Genomic DNA, 15,497 nt, shown 5'->3' on the forward strand with positions numbered 1-15,497 from the left:
GTTCAGCGCGCCGGGCCGGCCTCGAACCGGCGCGTGAGCGTCTGGCTGTCGAATTTCCATCCTTGCGCGGTGTGCACGAGTCCGGCCGTGCCGGCCAGCAGCATGGCGGGGCCGGCCATGGGCGCCGCCGCGTCGTCCGCGATCTCGCCCGCGTGGCGATACACCGTCAGGTAGTAGGTCGCACTGGCCGTCGAGGCCGTGGCCGGCTCCACGCGCAGGTTGGTCACGACGTGGGCGACCCGCTGGTTGCGCGGGCGGCGTTCCAGTTCCTCCAGGATGCGGGCATGGCCGCGCAGCGCGGCGCCGGCGCGGTGCCAGACGCCATCGGGCGTATACAGGTCCAGCATGCGCCCATAGCGCCAGTGGTCGTAGTGGTGGAAGAAGTCGTGCACCACGCGGCTGCACGCCCACGCGGTCTCGAGTTCGGAGGTCGCCATGGCGGTCGGGTCCTTGGAAGGTTGGGTGGGCATCAGTTCACCGCGAGCACGATCTTGCCGGTGTGGGCGCTGCTTTCCATGCGTTCGTGCGCACGTGCCGCGTCGGTCCATGGAATGACGCTGTCGATGGCGGGCGTGCCTTGTCCGGCCGCCAGCCGGGGCCACCAATGGCGTTCCAGTTCGCGGGCGATGGCGGCCTTCAGGGCGACCGAGCGGGGCCGCAGCGTGGAGCCGGTCAGCGTGGCGCGCTTGCGCAGCAGGGCGGGGATGGGCAGCATCGCCTCGGGACCGCCCATGAAGGCGATCAGCGCGATGCGGCCGTCCAGCGCCAGGGCCTCGAGGTCGCGGGCGACATAGGGGCCGCCCACCATGTCCAGCACGACGTCGACGCCGCGTTCCTGGGTGAAGGCCAGCGCCTGTCGTACGAAGTCCTCGTTCCGGTAGTCGATCGCCAGGTCGGCGCCCAGCATCCGGCAGAAGGCGGCCTTCTCCGGCGTGCCCACGGTGGCCAGCACACGGGCGCCGAAGGCCTTGGCCATCTGGATCGCGGTAACGCCTATGCCGCTCGAACCGCCGTGGACCAGCAGGTTCTCGCCGGGCTGCAGGCGTGCCCGCGAAAACAGGTTGTCCCAGACGGTGAAGCAGGTTTCGGGCAGGGCCGCGGCCTGTTCCAGCGAGAAGCCGGCCGGCACCGGCAGGCAGTGTTCGGCCGGGGCGAGGCAATGGCTGGCGTAGCCGCCGCCCGGCGTCAAGGCGCAGACCATGTCGCCCGCGCGCCAGCGTTCGACGCCGGGGCCGACGGCGGCGACGCGGCCCGAGACTTCCAGGCCCAGGATGGGCGAGGCGCCCGGAGGCGGCGGATAGCGGCCGACGCGCTGGGCGCAATCGGGCCGGTTGACGCCGGCGAAGGCCACTTCGATCAGTACCTCGCCCGGACCGGGGGCGGGCACGGTGCCTTCGGCCATGCGCAGGACGCCGGGCGGTCCGCCTTTGCCGTGGTCGATGTAGCGCAGCGTGCTCATGGCCGGGTCCTCCTGTTCCGCTGTTCGCCCACGAGTTCGCGCGCGGCCTGGGCGATGCGGCCGGCGTCGGGGATGAGCGCGGCCTGCAGGTGCGGCGCCGCGGGGATGCGGCAGTCGGCCACGCCCAGGCGCCGCACGGGCGCGTGCAGGCAGCCGAACAGCTCGTCCTGCACGCGGGCCGCGATCTCGGCGCCGAAGCCGCCGGTCACGTTGGCCTCGTGCACGACCAGCAGGCGGCCGGTACGGCCGGCGCTGGCCAGCAGGGCGGGCCAGTCGAAAGGGGCGATCCAGCGTGCGTTGATCACTTCGGCCTCGATGCCTTCGCGCGCCAATTGCGCGGCAGCCTCCAGCGCCGGGAACAGCATGGCGCCCCAGGCCACCAGGGTGAGGTCGCGGCCGGGCCGTGCCACGCGGGCTCCCCGGGCATCCTCGATGGGCCCTCCCAGGCTGACGGGCTGCGGGTCGCCGTGATACATGGCGCGGTTCTCGATGACCAGGGTCGGGTCGTCGCAGCGGATGGCGGCCAGCAGCATGTCGTAGGCATCCTGCGCGGTGGCCGGAATGCCCACGCGCAGCCCCGGTATGTGGGCGTACAGCGCCTCCAGGTTCTGCGAGTGCTGGGCGCACGAACCGGGCGTGGCGCCCTGCTGGGTGCGCACGGTCAGCGGCGCGGCCAGCCGGCCGGCCGAGACGTAGCGCACGTTGGCGGCCTGGTTCACGAGCTGGTCCATGGCGACCAGGCTGAAATCTATCCACATGATCTCGACCACGGGCCGCAGGCCGCTCATGGCCGCGCCCACCGCCACGCCCAGCATGGCGGTCTCGCTGATGGGGGTATCGAACACGCGCGCGGCGCCGGCCTGTCGCTGCAGGTCCTTGGTCACGCCGAAGACGCCGCCGGGCTTGCCGACGTCCTCGCCATACACGACCACCTCGGGCATCTCCTCCAGCGCGCGGGCCAGCGCGGCGTTCACCGCCTTGCCGAAACTGAGCTGGGCGACTCCCGTGGAACAAGAAGCTTCAGGCATACAGGTGCTCCATGACGGTGGCGGGATCGGCCAGGGGCGCGGCCAGCGCCGCGTCGGCCGCGCGTGCGATGTCGGCCGCGGCGGCCGCTTCCAGCGCGGCCAGGGCATCGGCCGCCACGCCGTCCGCCGCAAGGCGCTGCCGCAGGCGCGCGATGGGTTCGCGCTGCCGGGCCTCGGCCAGTTCGCCGCGCGGCCGGTAGCCCTGCAGGTCGCCGTAGTAGTGGCCGACCAGCCGCTGGGTCATCATCTCGATCAGCGCCGGGCCTTGCCCCGCGCGGGCGCGCGCCGCGTGATGGGCCACGCAGTCGCGCACCGCGGCCACGTCGTTGCCGTCCACCCGTTCCCCGGGCATGCCGTAGGCGGCGGCCCGCTTGTGCAGTTCGGCATCGCGCACGGTCTCGGCCACCGGCGTCAGTTCCGCATAGGTGTTGTTCTCGCAGATGAACAGCACCGGCAGGTTGCGGTAGGCGGCGAAGTTCATCGCCTCGTGGATGGCGCCCTGATTCATGGCGCCGTCGCCGAACGCGGTCAGTGCCACGCGTTCCTCGCCGCGCAGCGCCGAGGCCAGCGCGGCGCCGCAGGCGATCGGGGCACCGGCGCCGACGATGGAGTTCTCGCCGTAGAAACCGTGGTCGGCGGCGCTGAACATGGCCGATCCGCCGCGCCCCCGGCATACGCCGGTTTCGCGGCCCAGCAGCTCGGCCAGTATCCCTTGCGCCGGCACGCCGCGCGCCAGCGCCCACCCGTGGCCGCGATAGGTGGAGAACACCGGGTCGTCCGCCCGCAGCGCCTGGCACGAGCCCGCGTAGATGGCTTCCTGGCCGATGCACAGGTGGACCGAGCCCTGGATGGATTGCGCCTTGCGCAGCTCGGTGATCTTTTCCTCGAGCAGGCGGATGCGCAGCATGGTCTCCAGGGACGCGAGTTCGCGCGCGAACGGCCCGTCGCCGGATGTCGCCTGGAGGCTCATCGGGCGGCCTGCACGTGCTTGGCAGCCAGGGCGTCGGCCGTGCGCACCAGCAGCGACAGGTCAGAGCCGACGATGACCACCGTGGCGCCTGCCGCGACGTAGCGTTCGCATTCCGGGGAACCCGCCAGCACGCCGGCCGGCATGCCCAGGGCCACCGCGCGCCGTATCCCTTGCTCGATGGCTTCGACCACCTCGGGATGGTTGGGCTGCCCCATGTGCCCCATGTCGGCCGACAGGTCGGTCGGCCCGAAGAACACCATGTCCACGCCTTCCACGCGGCAGATCGCGTCCAGGTTGGCCATGGCCTCGCGCGTCTCGATCTGCGCCAGCAGGCAGGTCTCCTGCGCGGCGCGCGCGTAGTATTCCTTGTCCCGGCCATAGCGCGTGGCGCGCATGGTGCCGCCCAGGCCGCGCACGCCGCCCGCCGGCGGGTAGCGGGTGTAGCGCACGGCCGCGCGGGCTTCGTCGGCGTTCGAGATGTTGGGCACCATCAGCGCCTGCGCGCCCAGGTCCAGGTATTGCTTGAACGAGGCGGGCTCCAGGATGGGGACGCGTACCGTGGCCGCCGTGTGGCCAGCCGCCAGCGCCGCGAACTGGGCATGCAGGTGGGGCATGCTCTGGGGCGAATGCTCCAGGTCGAACATGATGAAGTCGAAACCGCTGTCCGCCAGCGCCTCCACGGTCTGCAAGGCGTTGGAGACACAGAACAGTCCATACTGGGGGTGCCCGGACTGGATCAGGCGCTTGAAGCGGTTTTGCACGGGGGATGAAGTCATGTCTTACTCCGGTGAAATGCCTGCCTTGCGTTGGACCTCCTGCCAGATCGGCAGGTCGGCCTTCATTTGCGCCATCATCTCGGCAGGGGTGCTGCCGGTCAGCTCGACGCCGCTGCTGCGGAATTTCTCGCGCAGCGCGGGTTGGCGCAGGATGGCGCGCAGCTCGGTCGACAGTTTGTCGACGATGGGTTGGGGGACGCCGGCCGGCGCGACGATGCCGAACCAGAACGAGGCGTCGAAGCCGGGCACGGTGTCGGCGATGGGCGGGATGTCGGGCGTGCCGCTGGCGCGCGTCTTGCTGGTGACGCCCAGCACCCGCAGCCGTCCGCCGTGCACCAGGGGCAGGGCCGAGGTGCCGACGTCGAACACCAGCTGGATCTGGCCGCCGACGAGGTCGCTCAGCGCCGGCATGCTGCCCTTGTACGGAATGTGGACCATGTCCGTGCCGGTCATGGACTTGAACATTTCCGCGGTCAGGTGCAGCGAGCTGCCCGCGCCTATCGAACCGAAGCTCAGCTTGCCGGGATTGCCGCGGGCATAGGCGATGAGGTCGGCCACCGACTTCACCGGCAGGGAAGGATTGACCACCAGGTACAGCGGGGTGGTGAAAGCCAGCGATACCGGCGCGAAATCCTTGAAGGGATCGTAGGGCAGGTTCTTCTGGGCCGCGATGTTCAGCACGAGGCTGGACAGGCTGCCCAGGAACAGCGTGTAGCCGTCGGGCGGCGACTTGGCCACGAACTCCGCGCCTATCATCTGGCTGGCGCCTGGCTTGTTCTCGACGATGACCGGCTGCCCCAGGCGCTGCGCGAGATTCAGCGCGATGTCGCGCGCGGCGGTATCGCCAATGCCGCTGGGCGGGTAGGGCACCACCAGCTTGATGGGTTTGACCGGGTAGTTCTGGGCGTGCGCGCCCGGTGTTGCCAGAGCGCAGGACAGCACTGCGCTCGTTGCCGCGAGCAGCTTGAGTAGTCTCATCATCGTCTCCGGTATGGCGGCGCTGTGTCCGCGCCGCTTCAAGCTTGAGGGAAATCAGCGGGTCATCGCTCCTGCCCGACGTAGCCGTGGGGGTTGCCGAAGCGCTCGGTCATGACTTCGCCCAGCGCCTTGGATTTGTGCGCGACCCAGCCGCCGGACAACACGGCGTACTCGTCCGGGTGGGACAGCGCCTGGGGCGTCCTGCCCGCCATCTCGTCGCGGATCAGGCCCAGCAGCAGGCGGCGCATGCGCACGATGCCCAGGTCGGTGGGACCGAGGTGTTCCCGCGTGCGGTCGGCGATCGGTCCTTGGCTGTCCTGGATGGCGGCGTCCTGCTCGGACACGCCCTGGATGCCGGTGAAGCTGTTGTGCTTCTGGTCCTCGCGATCGATCAGGTAGTCGTTGCGCAGGTTCCGGTAGGGCACGTAGTGCTCGTCCACCTGGGCGTGGATGGTGTGTCCCTGGCGCGCCGCCTCCCGCTCTTCCTCGGTCAGCGGCCGGTCCGGGTTCCAGGTGTAGGTGTAGATCCAGCACGAGGTGTCGTTCACGGGCACGAAGGTCTGCCCATGGTAGTTCTCGCCGGGAAACGCGCTGGGCGCCAGCGCATGGTTGGGGACCAGGTAGTGGGCGATGCGCCAGTACAGGTCGTCGCCGTCGGCCTTGCGCGCCCCGCCCACCACCAGGCCGGCGGGGAACTCGTCCACCGAGAAGGCCGGCATGGGATCGTCGCGCACCCATTTGAAGCGGTCGTTGCGCACGGCCTGCGCGCCCAGCGCGGCGTGCTTGATCCGTTCCATCACCGCTTCGGCCGTCCCGGCTTCTTCCGTACCCAACAGCATGTGCAGGAACGAGAAATGGGTCGTGTCCAGCGCGCCCTCGACGCATTGCAGCCAGTTGCAGTCCTGCCACTTCTTGCTGACGTAGCGGTGCGAGGGCGGCACCAGCGCGAAGGCCAGCTTCGGCAGCGGGGGCGGTTCGGCGGCCGGCCCCATGTAGGCCCAGACGCATTCGCCCCACTCCCGCGCGGGATAGGCCTTCAGGCGGATGCGATCGCGGTAGGGCGAATCGGCCGGCATGGTGGGCATGTCCAGGCAGCGTCCGTCCACGTCGAACTTCCAGCCATGGAACACGCAGCGCAGCCCCGCGTGTTCGTTGCGGCCGTAGTAGAGATTGGCGCCGCGGTGCGGACAGACCGGATCGACCACGCCGACGCGTCCGCTGCTGTCGCGAAAGGCCAGCAAGTCCTCGCCCAATACCTTGATGCGCTTGGGCGGACAGTCCGGCTCCGGCAGTTCCTCGGACAGCAGGACCGGCACCCAGAACTGGCGCAACAGGCGGCCGGCGGGGGTGCCGGGACCGGAACGGGTGATCAGTTCGTTGTCTTCCGCGCTCAGCATGATGTGGCCGTCTCCTTGGTGTTCGTGCAGGAAGTGTCGTGCCGTGCGGGAAATCGCTGGTAGGGAAGTTCGGATATTTTGAATAGCATTCTGCAATGCCGAATACGCCCTGGAACGCCATGCCGCGCAATCCCTACCAGATCGACGAGGAGCCCAGCGACATCGAGTTCGACGCCTACGAGGCGCACGAGGGCGACCGGCTGTTCGCCTCCACCCTGGCCAGGGGGATGCAGATCCTGCGCTGCTTCACGCCGCTCGAGCCGGCGCTGGGCAACAAGGAGCTGGCGCGGCGCACCGGCCTGTCGCCGCCGACCATCTCGCGCTTCACCTACACCCTGGTGAAGCTGGGCTACCTGCGGCCCGACACGCTGTCGGGCAAGTACCGCCTGGCGCCGGGCGTGGTGTCGCTGGGCTACCCGCTGCTGGCCTCGATCACCTTGCGCCAGTTGGCCCGCCCGCTGATGAACGTGCTGGCCGAGTCGATGAACTGCTCGGTGTCGATGGGCATACGCGACCGACTCAGCATCGTCTATGTGGAGACGAGCCGCATCACGAGTTCTTTCGCGCCGCAGCTCTCGGACATCGGCCTGCGCTTTCCCATCGTCTCGACCGCTATCGGCCATGCCTTCATCTCGGGGTGCGAGCCGGTCGAACGGCAGAAGCTGCTGAACGAGATCCGGGTCAAGACGCCGCGCATGTGGGCCGAGCACCAGGATCATGCGGCGCGCTCGGTCGAGGCCTTCGCCAAGAAGGGGTTTTGCAGCGTCTACGGCGAGCAGCACCCCGACCACTATGCGGTGGGCGTGCCCATGGGCCGGCTGCGCGACGGCGAGCTGATCGTGTTCAACGCGGTCATTCCGCGCTTTCGCGCCTCGCGGCAAAGCGTGGAGGAAGGGCTGGCGCCCAGGCTGGTGGAAATGGTGGCGCAGGTGCGCCGCAGCAGCTACGCGGTCTGACGCGGCCGCCGCCGCAGGGTATCGTCGAATGCCGCCGCGTTGCGCACGCCCTGGTCCTCGAAGTTGGTGTTGAACAGCACGTGGACATTGGCCGCGGCCTGGGTGAGCCGGCGCACCAGCTCGGCGATGCGCTCCAGTTCCTCGGGCGTGTATTCGTAGACGAAGCGGCCCGACGAGGCGGCAAGGCCCCGGCGGTTCCAGGCCTGGCTGTTGCGCCCGTGCAGGCGCACCACCGCCAGGTCGGGGCGCGTGGCGGCCCAGACGGCGGGTACGCTGTTCACGTACTGGTCCGGGCTGTCGACCACGGTGTGGGCCGCGCCCAGTTCGCGCAGCAATGCCAGCGTGCCGGGCCGGCCCGCCGGGTCCAGCCAGCCGCGATGGCGGAATTCCACCGCGTGCACCTGGTCCTCCATGCGGCGCGCGCCATCGCGGACCAGGGCGCGGCCGGCGGCGTTGTTGCGCACCCGGGGCGCGTACTGGAAATGGACCGCCGCCAGCTGGCCGCTCTGGCGCAGCGGCTCCAGGCCTTGCAGGAAGCGGCTCCACAATTCGTCGCGCAGTTCGCCCGGCAGGGTGGCATGGTCGACGACGCGGGCGCCGGACGGGAGTTCGGCGGCGATGTCGGCCGGCAGCGCCGCGACCGGGGTCAGGTGTCCGGTGAACAGGCGAAAGGCCTTCAGGTGGAAGACGAAGTCCGGCGGCGTGCGCCGGGTCCACAGATACGCCGTGCGCGCGGCGGGCAGGCGGTAGTAGCTGCTGTCCACCTCGACCAGCGGGAAGCGCGAGGCATAGAAGCGCAGCCGGTCCTCGGCCGTGCGGGCGGAGGCGGGATAGAAGCGGCCGCAGGCCAGCAGGGTGGGATCGGTCCAGGACGAAGTGCCGACACGCACGGCCATGGCGGGAAATCCGAAAGAGGGGAGGGGCGTTTATACTGGATGAATATACAGTTTTCCTGCGTCCCATGTCACATGTCCCCGACACGCCGGCCCACGATCCCTGGGCCGACCTGAACCCCCGCCAGCGCGAGGCCGTCGAGTACGGCACGGGCGCCGACGCCGACCGTTGCGGACCGCTGCTGGTCATCGCCGGCGCAGGCTCGGGCAAGACCAGCACGCTGGCCCACCGGGTGGCCAACCTGGTCCTGAAGGGGGCCGATCCGCACCGGATCCTGCTGCTGACGTTCTCGCGCCGCGCCGCCATCGAAATGGAGCGCCGCGCGGGCCGCGTGATGCAGGCCGTGCTGGGCATGGGCGGGCAGCCGCCGTCGCTGCCCTGGGCCGGCACCTTCCACGCCGTGGGCGCGCGGCTGCTGCGCGACTACGCCTCGCGCATCGGCCTGTCCGACGCCTTCACCATCCACGACCGCGGCGACGCCGAGGACCTGATGGGCTTCGCGCGGCACGAGCTGGGGTTCTCGGGTACCAAGTCCCGCTTTCCCCTGAAGGGCACCTGCCTGGCCATCTATTCGCGCGCGGTCAACAGCCAGGCGCCGCTGCACGGCGTGCTGGCCCGGCACTTTCCCTGGTGCGCCCAATGGGAGGAGCAACTGAAGACGCTATTCGGCGCCTACGTGCAGGCCAAGCAGGACCAGCACGTGCTGGACTACGACGACCTGCTGCTTTATTGGGCCGAGATGACGAAGGAGCCCGCCATCGCCGCCGAGCTGGGCGCGACCTTCGACCACGTGCTGGTCGACGAATACCAGGACACCAACCGCCTGCAGGCGGAGATCCTGCTGGCCATGAAGCCGGACGGCCGCGGCCTGACGGTGGTGGGGGACGACGCCCAGTCCATCTATTCGTTCCGCGCCGCCACCGTGCGCAACATCCTGGATTTCCCCTCGCAGTTCTCGCGCCCCGCGCACGTCGTCACGCTGGACCGCAACTACCGTTCGACCCAGCCCATCCTGGATGCCTCCAACGCGGTCATCGCCGCGGCGCCCGAGCGCCACGCCAAGCAGCTCTGGACCGACCGCGCCTCGTCGCAGCGGCCGCAACTGGTCTACGTCAGCGACGAGCCGGGGCAGGCGCGATGGGTGGCGGACCAGATCCTGGCGCGGCGCGAGACCGGCGTGCGGCTGATGTCGCAGGCGGTGCTGTTCCGCTCGGCCAGCCACAGCGCCGGGCTGGAACTCGAACTCACCCGCCGCAACATCCCCTTCGTCAAGTTCGGCGGCCTGAAATTCCTCGAAGCCGCGCACGTGAAGGACGTGCTGGCCCTGCTGCGCTGGGCGGCCAATCCGCTGGGCCGGCTGTCCGGCTTCCGGGTGGCGCAGCTCATGCCCGGCATCGGCCCGGCCAACGCCGCTCGACTGCTCGATGCCATGGCCGGGGCCGGGTCCGCGGTGCAGGCGCTGGCCGATTTTTCCCCGCCGGCCGCCGCCGCGGAAGACTGGAAATCCTTCGCCGAGACCTTCGTGGCGCTCAGCGACCCCGGCCTGGCCTGGCCCGCGCACCTGGACCTCGCGCTGCGGTGGTACGGCCCGCATCTGCAGCGGCTGTACGACGACGCTGTCGTGCGCCAGGCCGACCTGGAGCAGCTGGCACGCATCGCCGGCACCTACGGATCGCGCGAACAGTTCCTGACCGAACTGACGCTGGATCCGCCCGACGCCACCAGCGCGCAGTCGGGGCAGCCGCTGCTGGACGAGGACTATCTCATCCTGTCCACCATCCATTCGGCCAAGGGGCAGGAATGGAAGGCCGTCTACGTGCTGAACGTGGTCGATGGCTGCATACCGTCGGACATGAGCACCGGCGATGCCGACGAGATCGAAGAAGAGCGGCGGCTGCTGTACGTGGCCATGACCCGCGCCAAGGAAGACCTGCAACTGGTCGTACCCCAGCGCTTCTACGTGCACCAGCAGAGCGGAATGGGCGACCGCCACGTCTATGGCACGCGCAGCCGCTTCATCCCGGAGCGCATGCTGCCGCTGTTCGAGATCCTCCCCAAGGCCAGGCAGGGCATGCCGGCAGCCGCGCCGGCGGCCCAGCCGGCGGTCCGGATCGACATCGCCAGCCGCATGCGCAACGCCTGGCGCTAGGCGCCAAATGCTTGACGCAAAAATATTTTAAGTATGAAATAATAGCCACCAGACAGGCGGATACGCGTGTTCCGCCGCCATTTTTCCAGCCGTCGAGCCGGCCAGCGGAGGACTCATGAATATCGCGTGCATCGGAGGAGGGCCCGCCGGGCTGTATTTCGCGCTCTTGATGAAGAAGCGTGATCCATCATCGCGCATCGTCGTCATCGAGCGCAACCGTCCTTACGATACCTTCGGCTGGGGCGTGGTGTTCTCGGACCAGACGCTGGGCAACCTGGTGCAGGCCGACGAGCCCACCGCGCGCCGCATCCTCCAGTCCTTCAACCATTGGGACGACATCGACGTCCATTTCAAGGGACGTACCATCACGTCGGGCGGCCATGGCTTCTGCGGCATCGGCCGCAAGCGCCTGCTGAACATCCTGCAGGACCGTTGCCAGGAGCTGGGCGTCGAGCTGGTGTTCGAGACCGAAGTGGACGACGACCAGGAAGTCGCCCGCCGCTACGGGGCCGACCTGGTCATCGCCTGCGACGGGCTGAACAGCAAGGTCCGCAAGCGTTACGAGGACGTCTTCAAGCCCGACATCGAGACCCGCGCCTGCCGTTTCGTCTGGCTGGGCACCAAGAAGCTGTTCCCGGCCTTCACCTTCGCGTTCGAGGAAACCGAGCACGGCTGGTTCCAGGCGCATGCCTACCAGTATGACGGCGATACCTCGACCTTCATCATCGAGACGCCCGACGAGGTCTGGCAGCGCGCCGGCATCGACAAGATGAGCCAGCCCGAGGCCATCGCCTTCTGCGAAAAACTCTTCGCCAAGTACCTGGACGGCCAGCCGCTGCTGAGCAATTCGCCCCACCTGCGCGGGTCGGCGAACTGGATCCGTTTCCCGCGCATCGTCTGCGGCAGCTGGGTCCACTGGAACGACATCGACGGCAAGCGCGTGCCGGTCGTGCTGATGGGTGACGCGGCCCACTCCGCGCATTTCTCCATCGGTTCCGGCACCAAGCTGGCGCTCGAGGACGCGATCGAGCTGGCGCGCTGCTTCGATACCTACCAGGGACAGGATCTCGAGGGCGTCATGGCCGGCTACGAGGCGGTGCGGGCCATCGAGGTGCTGAAGATCCAGAGCTCGGCGCGCAATTCCATGGAGTGGTTCGAGAACGTCGACCGCTACGTCGACCTCGAACCCGAGCAGTTCGCCTATTCCATGCTGACGCGCAGCCAGCGCCTGTCGCACGAGAACCTGCGGCTGCGCGACGCGTCCTATGTGGAAGGCTACGAGCGCTGGTTCGCGCGCAAGGCGTTCGCGGCGGCCGGCCTGGCCGAGCCCCCCGAGCCGCGCGGCAAGCCCATTCCCCCCATGCTGACGCCGTTGCGCGTGCGCGACCTGGTCCTGAAGAACCGCATCGTCATGTCGCCCATGGCCCAGTATTCGGCGGTGGGCGGCACGGTGGGCGATTTCCACATGGTGCACCTGGGCAGCCGCGCGATGGGCGGGGCCGCCATGGTCGTCGCCGAGATGACCTGCGTGTCGGCCGACGCGCGCATCACGCCGGGGTGTCCCGGGCTCTACCGCCCCGAGCATACCGAGGCCTGGAAGCGCATCGTCGATTTCGTGCACGAGCATACCGATGCCCGGATCGCCGTGCAGATCGGGCACGCCGGCCCCAAGGGGTCGACCAAGCTGGCCTGGGAAGGCACGGACATGCCGCTGGAGTCCGGCAACTGGCCGCTCATCGCCGCGTCCGAGGAACAGTATCTGCCGGGCGTGTCGCAGGTGGCTCGCGCGGCCACGCATGACGACATGCGGCGCATCCTGGGCGATTTCGTACGGGCCACCCTCGAGGCCGAGAAGGCCGGCTTCGACTGGCTGGAGCTGCACTGCGCCCACGGCTACCTGCTGTCCACCTTCATTTCCCCGCTGACCAACCGCCGCACGGACGAGTATGGCGGCAGCCTGGAGAACCGCTGCCGCTATCCGCTCGAGGTCTTCGCCGCGATGCGCGAGGTCTGGCCCGCGCACAAGCCCATGAGCGTGCGCATCTCGGCGCACGATTGGGTCGAGGGGGGGATCACGCCGGACGACGCGGTAGCGATCGCCCGCCTGTTCAAGGCCGCGGGCGCGGACATGATCGATTGTTCGTCGGGCCAGGTCAGCAAGCGCGAGCAGCCGGTGTACGGGCGCATGTTCCAGACGCCGTTCGCCGACCGCGTCCGCAACGAGGCCGGGATCCCGACCATCGCGGTGGGCGCCATTTTCGAGGCCGACCATGTCAACGGCATCATCGCGGCCGGGCGCGCCGACCTGTGCGCGCTGGCCCGGCCGCACCTCGCCAATCCGGCGTGGACGCTGCTGGAATCGGCGAAGATGGGATGGGACGTGACGTGGCCCAAGCAATACTATGCGGGCCGCCTGCAACTGGAACGCAACCTGGAACGCGAACGCCAGATGGCCGCCGCGACCCAGGGCATGTCGCCGCGCGAAATCGCCGCGCGCCTGTTGGAGTAAGGAAGGGACCACCCCCTACGCCCTTCGGGCGCCCCCTCAAGGGGGCGGCACTGGCGGACCGGCAAAGCCGGATCCGCGGTGCCCTGGGTCTGGGCATGAGTCATACGATGGAGTGGTGACATAGCTCATGGATCAATTGAACGGAAAGCATGCGCTGGTGACCGGCGGCGCGCGGGGCATAGGCCTGGCCATCGCTCGCGAACTGCTGCGCCAGGGGGCCGCGGTCACGCTGACGGGCCGGGACCTGGCCGCGCTGGATGGCGCGGTGGCGGCGCTGGCGCCGCTGGGCGCCGCGCACCGGGTGCGGATGGACGTGGCCGAACCGGCGTCGGTCGAGCAGGGCATGGCCGACGCGGTGCGCGCGGCGGGCCGCATCGACATCCTGGTCAACAACGCCGGCCAGGCGGAATCGGCGTCCGTGGGCAAGACCGACGACGCCCTGTGGGCCCGCATGCTGGCGGTCAACCTGAGCGGCACCTTTTATTGTTCGCGCGCGGTCCTGCCCGGCATGCTGGAAGCCGGCTGGGGGCGCATCGTCAACGTGGCCAGCACCGCCGGCCTGATCGGCTATACCTACACGGCGGCCTATTGCGCCTCCAAGCACGGCGTCGTCGGGCTGACGCGCGCGATGGCGCTGGAAGTCGCCACCAAGGGCGTCACGGTCAACGCCGTGTGCCCCGGCTTTACCGAAACCGACCTGGGCCGCGAGGCCATCGCCAACATATCCGCCCGCACCGGCCGCAGCCAGGCCGAGGCCACGGCGGCGCTGGCCGCGTTCAACCCGCAGAAGCGGCTGGTGCAGCCCGACGAAGTGGCCAATGCCGCCGTCTGGCTGTGCCTGCCCGCCTCGGCCGCGATGAACGGCCAGGCCATCGCGGTCGCGGGCGGCGAAGTCACTTGAAGGAGTAAAGATGGCTCGCAAGCCCGTCGACGAGACCGCAACCGGCGCGGGGCGCGAACCCGCGCCGGTGCTCGACCTGGAAGCCAGGTTGACCGAGGACCACCACCAGTCGCTGGTGCTGTGGCTGCGCATGCTGTCCTGCACGGTGCGCATCGAGACCGAGATCCGGTCCAGGCTGCGTGCCGAATTCGACATCACCCTGCCGCGCTTCGATCTCATGGCCCAGCTCGAGCGGCATCCCGAGGGATTGCGCATGGGCGAGCTGTCGCAGCGCATGATGGTGACCGGCGGCAACGTCACCGGCATCACCGACCAGCTCGAGCAAGAAAAATTGGTGGTGCGCGAGCCCTCGCCCGAAGACCGGCGCGCCTTCGTGGTCAAGCTCACGCCCTCCGGACGCAAGGCCTTCGCCAAGATGGCGGCCGTGCACGAGCAATGGATCGTCGAGCTGTTCTCGACCCTGCCCGCGGCTTCCAAGGACACGCTGATCGAACTGCTGTCGCAATTGAAACAGGGGCTGACCGACCGGTTGCCCACCACCGAACGCAAATAGAACAGGGGATGACGACCATGCGCTATGTTCATGGGGAAAAACAGATGCTGCACGGCGGCCGTACCGCCATGGCCGACTACGCGGCCCGGCATTTCTCGCTGCAGGTGCGCGACGCGGTCGCCATCGTCACGCTGGACCGGCCCGAGCGCAAGAATCCGCTTACCTTCGACTCGTATGCCGAGCTGCGCGATTTCTTCCGCGCGCTGGCGTATGCCGACGACATCCGCACGGTGGTGGTGCAGGGCGCCGGCGGCAATTTCTGTTCCGGCGGCGACGTGCACGACATCATCGGTCCGCTCACCCGCCTGGACATGCCGTCGCTGCTGGCCTTCACGCGGATGACGGGCGACCTGGTGAAGGCCATGCGCGCCTGCCCGCAACCCATCGTGGCGGCGGTGGACGGCGTGTGCGCGGGCGCGGGGGCCATCCTGGCGATGGCGTCGGATATGCGCCTGGGCACCGCGCGCAGCAAGACTGCCTTCCTGTTCACCCGCGTCGGCCTGGCCGGCTGCGACATGGGCGCGTGCGCGCTGCTGCCGCGCGTGATCGGACAGGGCAGGGCGTCCGAACTGCTGTACACCGGTCGCTCGATGGGCGGCGACGAGGGCGAGCGCTGGGGGTTCTTCAACCGCCTGTGCGAACCGGAAACCTTGTCCGACCAGGCCTACGAACTGGCGTCCAGCTTGGCGCAGGGGCCGATGTTCGCCCACGCGATGACCAAGCGCATGCTGCACCAGGAATGGAACATGGGTATCGAGCAGGCCATCGAGTCCGAGGCGCAGGCCCAGGCCATCTGCATGGCCACCAATGATTTCCACCGCGCCTATCACGCCTTCGTTGCGAAACAACGGCCCGTCTTCGAAGGGGACTGAAGGGGAGGCCCCCCCTTCGCGCTGACGCGCGCCCCCCAGGGGGCGGCGCTGGCTG

General features: G+C 69.2%; 14 protein-coding genes. 6 read left to right on the top strand and 8 right to left on the bottom strand.

What is annotated here, in order from left to right; translation table 11 throughout:
* Window positions 1–2: 2 nt before the first annotated feature.
* From N5K27_RS01700 to N5K27_RS01730, 7 genes are all read right to left on the bottom strand, one after another.
* Entirely contained in the window at window positions 3–470 is a 468-nt protein-coding gene (locus N5K27_RS01700; protein ID WP_165963198.1) for a nuclear transport factor 2 family protein, read from the bottom strand.
* Window positions 470–1,459: an NAD(P)H-quinone oxidoreductase gene (locus tag N5K27_RS01705; RefSeq protein WP_279814132.1), complete on the bottom strand. Its 990-nt coding sequence runs from the start codon at window positions 1,457–1,459 to the stop codon at window positions 470–472. The genes N5K27_RS01700 and N5K27_RS01705 overlap by 1 nt, the downstream gene beginning before the upstream one ends.
* Window positions 1,456–2,487, bottom strand: a complete 1,032-nt coding sequence (locus N5K27_RS01710) for a transketolase C-terminal domain-containing protein (RefSeq protein ID WP_279814135.1) — start codon at window positions 2,485–2,487, stop codon at window positions 1,456–1,458. The genes N5K27_RS01705 and N5K27_RS01710 overlap by 4 nt, the downstream gene beginning before the upstream one ends.
* The gene (locus tag N5K27_RS01715) at window positions 2,480–3,457 is read right to left on the bottom strand and encodes a thiamine pyrophosphate-dependent dehydrogenase E1 component subunit alpha (protein ID WP_132979984.1); all 978 of its coding nucleotides are present in this window, start codon (window positions 3,455–3,457) and stop codon (window positions 2,480–2,482) included. The genes N5K27_RS01710 and N5K27_RS01715 overlap by 8 nt, the downstream gene beginning before the upstream one ends.
* The gene (locus N5K27_RS01720; RefSeq protein ID WP_087839349.1) at window positions 3,454–4,233 is read right to left on the bottom strand and encodes an aldolase/citrate lyase family protein; all 780 of its coding nucleotides are present in this window, start codon (window positions 4,231–4,233) and stop codon (window positions 3,454–3,456) included. Before N5K27_RS01720 ends, N5K27_RS01715 begins: the two co-directional genes overlap by 4 nt.
* Window positions 4,234–4,236: 3 nt before the next feature.
* Window positions 4,237–5,211 carry a tripartite tricarboxylate transporter substrate binding protein gene (locus tag N5K27_RS01725; protein ID WP_165963199.1) on the bottom strand — a complete coding sequence of 325 codons (975 nt, stop codon included), beginning with the start codon at window positions 5,209–5,211 and terminating at the stop codon, window positions 4,237–4,239.
* A gap of 62 nt (window positions 5,212–5,273) precedes the next feature.
* Window positions 5,274–6,608 (bottom strand): Rieske 2Fe-2S domain-containing protein, encoded by a 1,335-nt coding sequence (locus N5K27_RS01730; protein ID WP_132979985.1) that lies wholly within the window; start codon window positions 6,606–6,608, stop codon window positions 5,274–5,276.
* Window positions 6,609–6,703: 95 nt separating this feature from the next.
* Here N5K27_RS01730 and N5K27_RS01735 point away from each other — a divergent pair, with 95 nt between their 5' ends.
* Entirely contained in the window at window positions 6,704–7,564 is an 861-nt protein-coding gene (locus N5K27_RS01735; RefSeq protein ID WP_243724555.1) for an IclR family transcriptional regulator, read from the top strand.
* On the opposite strand, the gene N5K27_RS01740 is transcribed toward N5K27_RS01735, so the two are convergent.
* Window positions 7,552–8,460, bottom strand: coding sequence for a DUF72 domain-containing protein (locus N5K27_RS01740; protein ID WP_132979986.1), 909 nt, complete (start codon window positions 8,458–8,460; stop codon window positions 7,552–7,554). The genes N5K27_RS01735 and N5K27_RS01740 overlap by 13 nt on opposite strands.
* A gap of 65 nt (window positions 8,461–8,525) precedes the next feature.
* Here N5K27_RS01740 and N5K27_RS01745 point away from each other — a divergent pair, with 65 nt between their 5' ends.
* From N5K27_RS01745 to N5K27_RS01765, 5 genes are all read left to right on the top strand, one after another.
* Window positions 8,526–10,607, top strand: coding sequence for an ATP-dependent helicase (locus N5K27_RS01745; RefSeq protein ID WP_279814148.1), 2,082 nt, complete (start codon window positions 8,526–8,528; stop codon window positions 10,605–10,607).
* Between the two features lie 115 nt (window positions 10,608–10,722).
* Window positions 10,723–13,116 carry a bifunctional salicylyl-CoA 5-hydroxylase/oxidoreductase gene (locus tag N5K27_RS01750; protein WP_087839355.1) on the top strand — a complete coding sequence of 798 codons (2,394 nt, stop codon included), beginning with the start codon at window positions 10,723–10,725 and terminating at the stop codon, window positions 13,114–13,116.
* A 127-nt stretch (window positions 13,117–13,243) separates the two neighbouring features.
* On the top strand, window positions 13,244–14,017 hold the full coding sequence (locus N5K27_RS01755) for an SDR family NAD(P)-dependent oxidoreductase (protein WP_279814152.1): 774 nt from the start codon (window positions 13,244–13,246) through the stop codon (window positions 14,015–14,017).
* A 10-nt stretch (window positions 14,018–14,027) separates the two neighbouring features.
* Window positions 14,028–14,570: a MarR family transcriptional regulator gene (locus tag N5K27_RS01760; RefSeq protein ID WP_087839357.1), complete on the top strand. Its 543-nt coding sequence runs from the start codon at window positions 14,028–14,030 to the stop codon at window positions 14,568–14,570.
* 17 nt (window positions 14,571–14,587) lie between these two features.
* On the top strand, window positions 14,588–15,442 hold the full coding sequence (locus tag N5K27_RS01765; protein ID WP_087839531.1) for an enoyl-CoA hydratase family protein: 855 nt from the start codon (window positions 14,588–14,590) through the stop codon (window positions 15,440–15,442).
* Window positions 15,443–15,497: the final 55 nt, after the last annotated feature.

The sequence above is a fragment of the Pigmentiphaga sp. GD03639 genome (assembly GCF_029845405.1).
Lineage (GTDB): Bacteria > Pseudomonadota > Gammaproteobacteria > Burkholderiales > Burkholderiaceae_B > Pigmentiphaga > Pigmentiphaga daeguensis.

Coding starts and splice junctions, on each gene's coding strand:
- N5K27_RS01705 (WP_279814132.1), bottom strand. CDS start 1,459: ATGAGCACGCTGCGCTACATCGACCACGGCAAAGGCGGACCGCCCGGC.
- N5K27_RS01730 (WP_132979985.1), bottom strand. CDS start 6,608: ATGCTGAGCGCGGAAGACAACGAACTGATCACCCGTTCCGGTCCCGGC.
- N5K27_RS01715 (WP_132979984.1), bottom strand. CDS start 3,457: ATGAGCCTCCAGGCGACATCCGGCGACGGGCCGTTCGCGCGCGAACTC.
- N5K27_RS01745 (WP_279814148.1), top strand. CDS start 8,526: ATGTCACATGTCCCCGACACGCCGGCCCACGATCCCTGGGCCGACCTG.
- N5K27_RS01765 (WP_087839531.1), top strand. CDS start 14,588: ATGCGCTATGTTCATGGGGAAAAACAGATGCTGCACGGCGGCCGTACC.
- N5K27_RS01750 (WP_087839355.1), top strand. CDS start 10,723: ATGAATATCGCGTGCATCGGAGGAGGGCCCGCCGGGCTGTATTTCGCG.
- N5K27_RS01735 (WP_243724555.1), top strand. CDS start 6,704: ATGCCGAATACGCCCTGGAACGCCATGCCGCGCAATCCCTACCAGATC.
- N5K27_RS01740 (WP_132979986.1), bottom strand. CDS start 8,460: ATGGCCGTGCGTGTCGGCACTTCGTCCTGGACCGATCCCACCCTGCTG.
- N5K27_RS01700 (WP_165963198.1), bottom strand. CDS start 470: ATGCCCACCCAACCTTCCAAGGACCCGACCGCCATGGCGACCTCCGAA.
- N5K27_RS01725 (WP_165963199.1), bottom strand. CDS start 5,211: ATGAGACTACTCAAGCTGCTCGCGGCAACGAGCGCAGTGCTGTCCTGC.
- N5K27_RS01710 (WP_279814135.1), bottom strand. CDS start 2,487: ATGCCTGAAGCTTCTTGTTCCACGGGAGTCGCCCAGCTCAGTTTCGGC.
- N5K27_RS01755 (WP_279814152.1), top strand. CDS start 13,244: ATGGATCAATTGAACGGAAAGCATGCGCTGGTGACCGGCGGCGCGCGG.
- N5K27_RS01760 (WP_087839357.1), top strand. CDS start 14,028: ATGGCTCGCAAGCCCGTCGACGAGACCGCAACCGGCGCGGGGCGCGAA.
- N5K27_RS01720 (WP_087839349.1), bottom strand. CDS start 4,233: ATGACTTCATCCCCCGTGCAAAACCGCTTCAAGCGCCTGATCCAGTCC.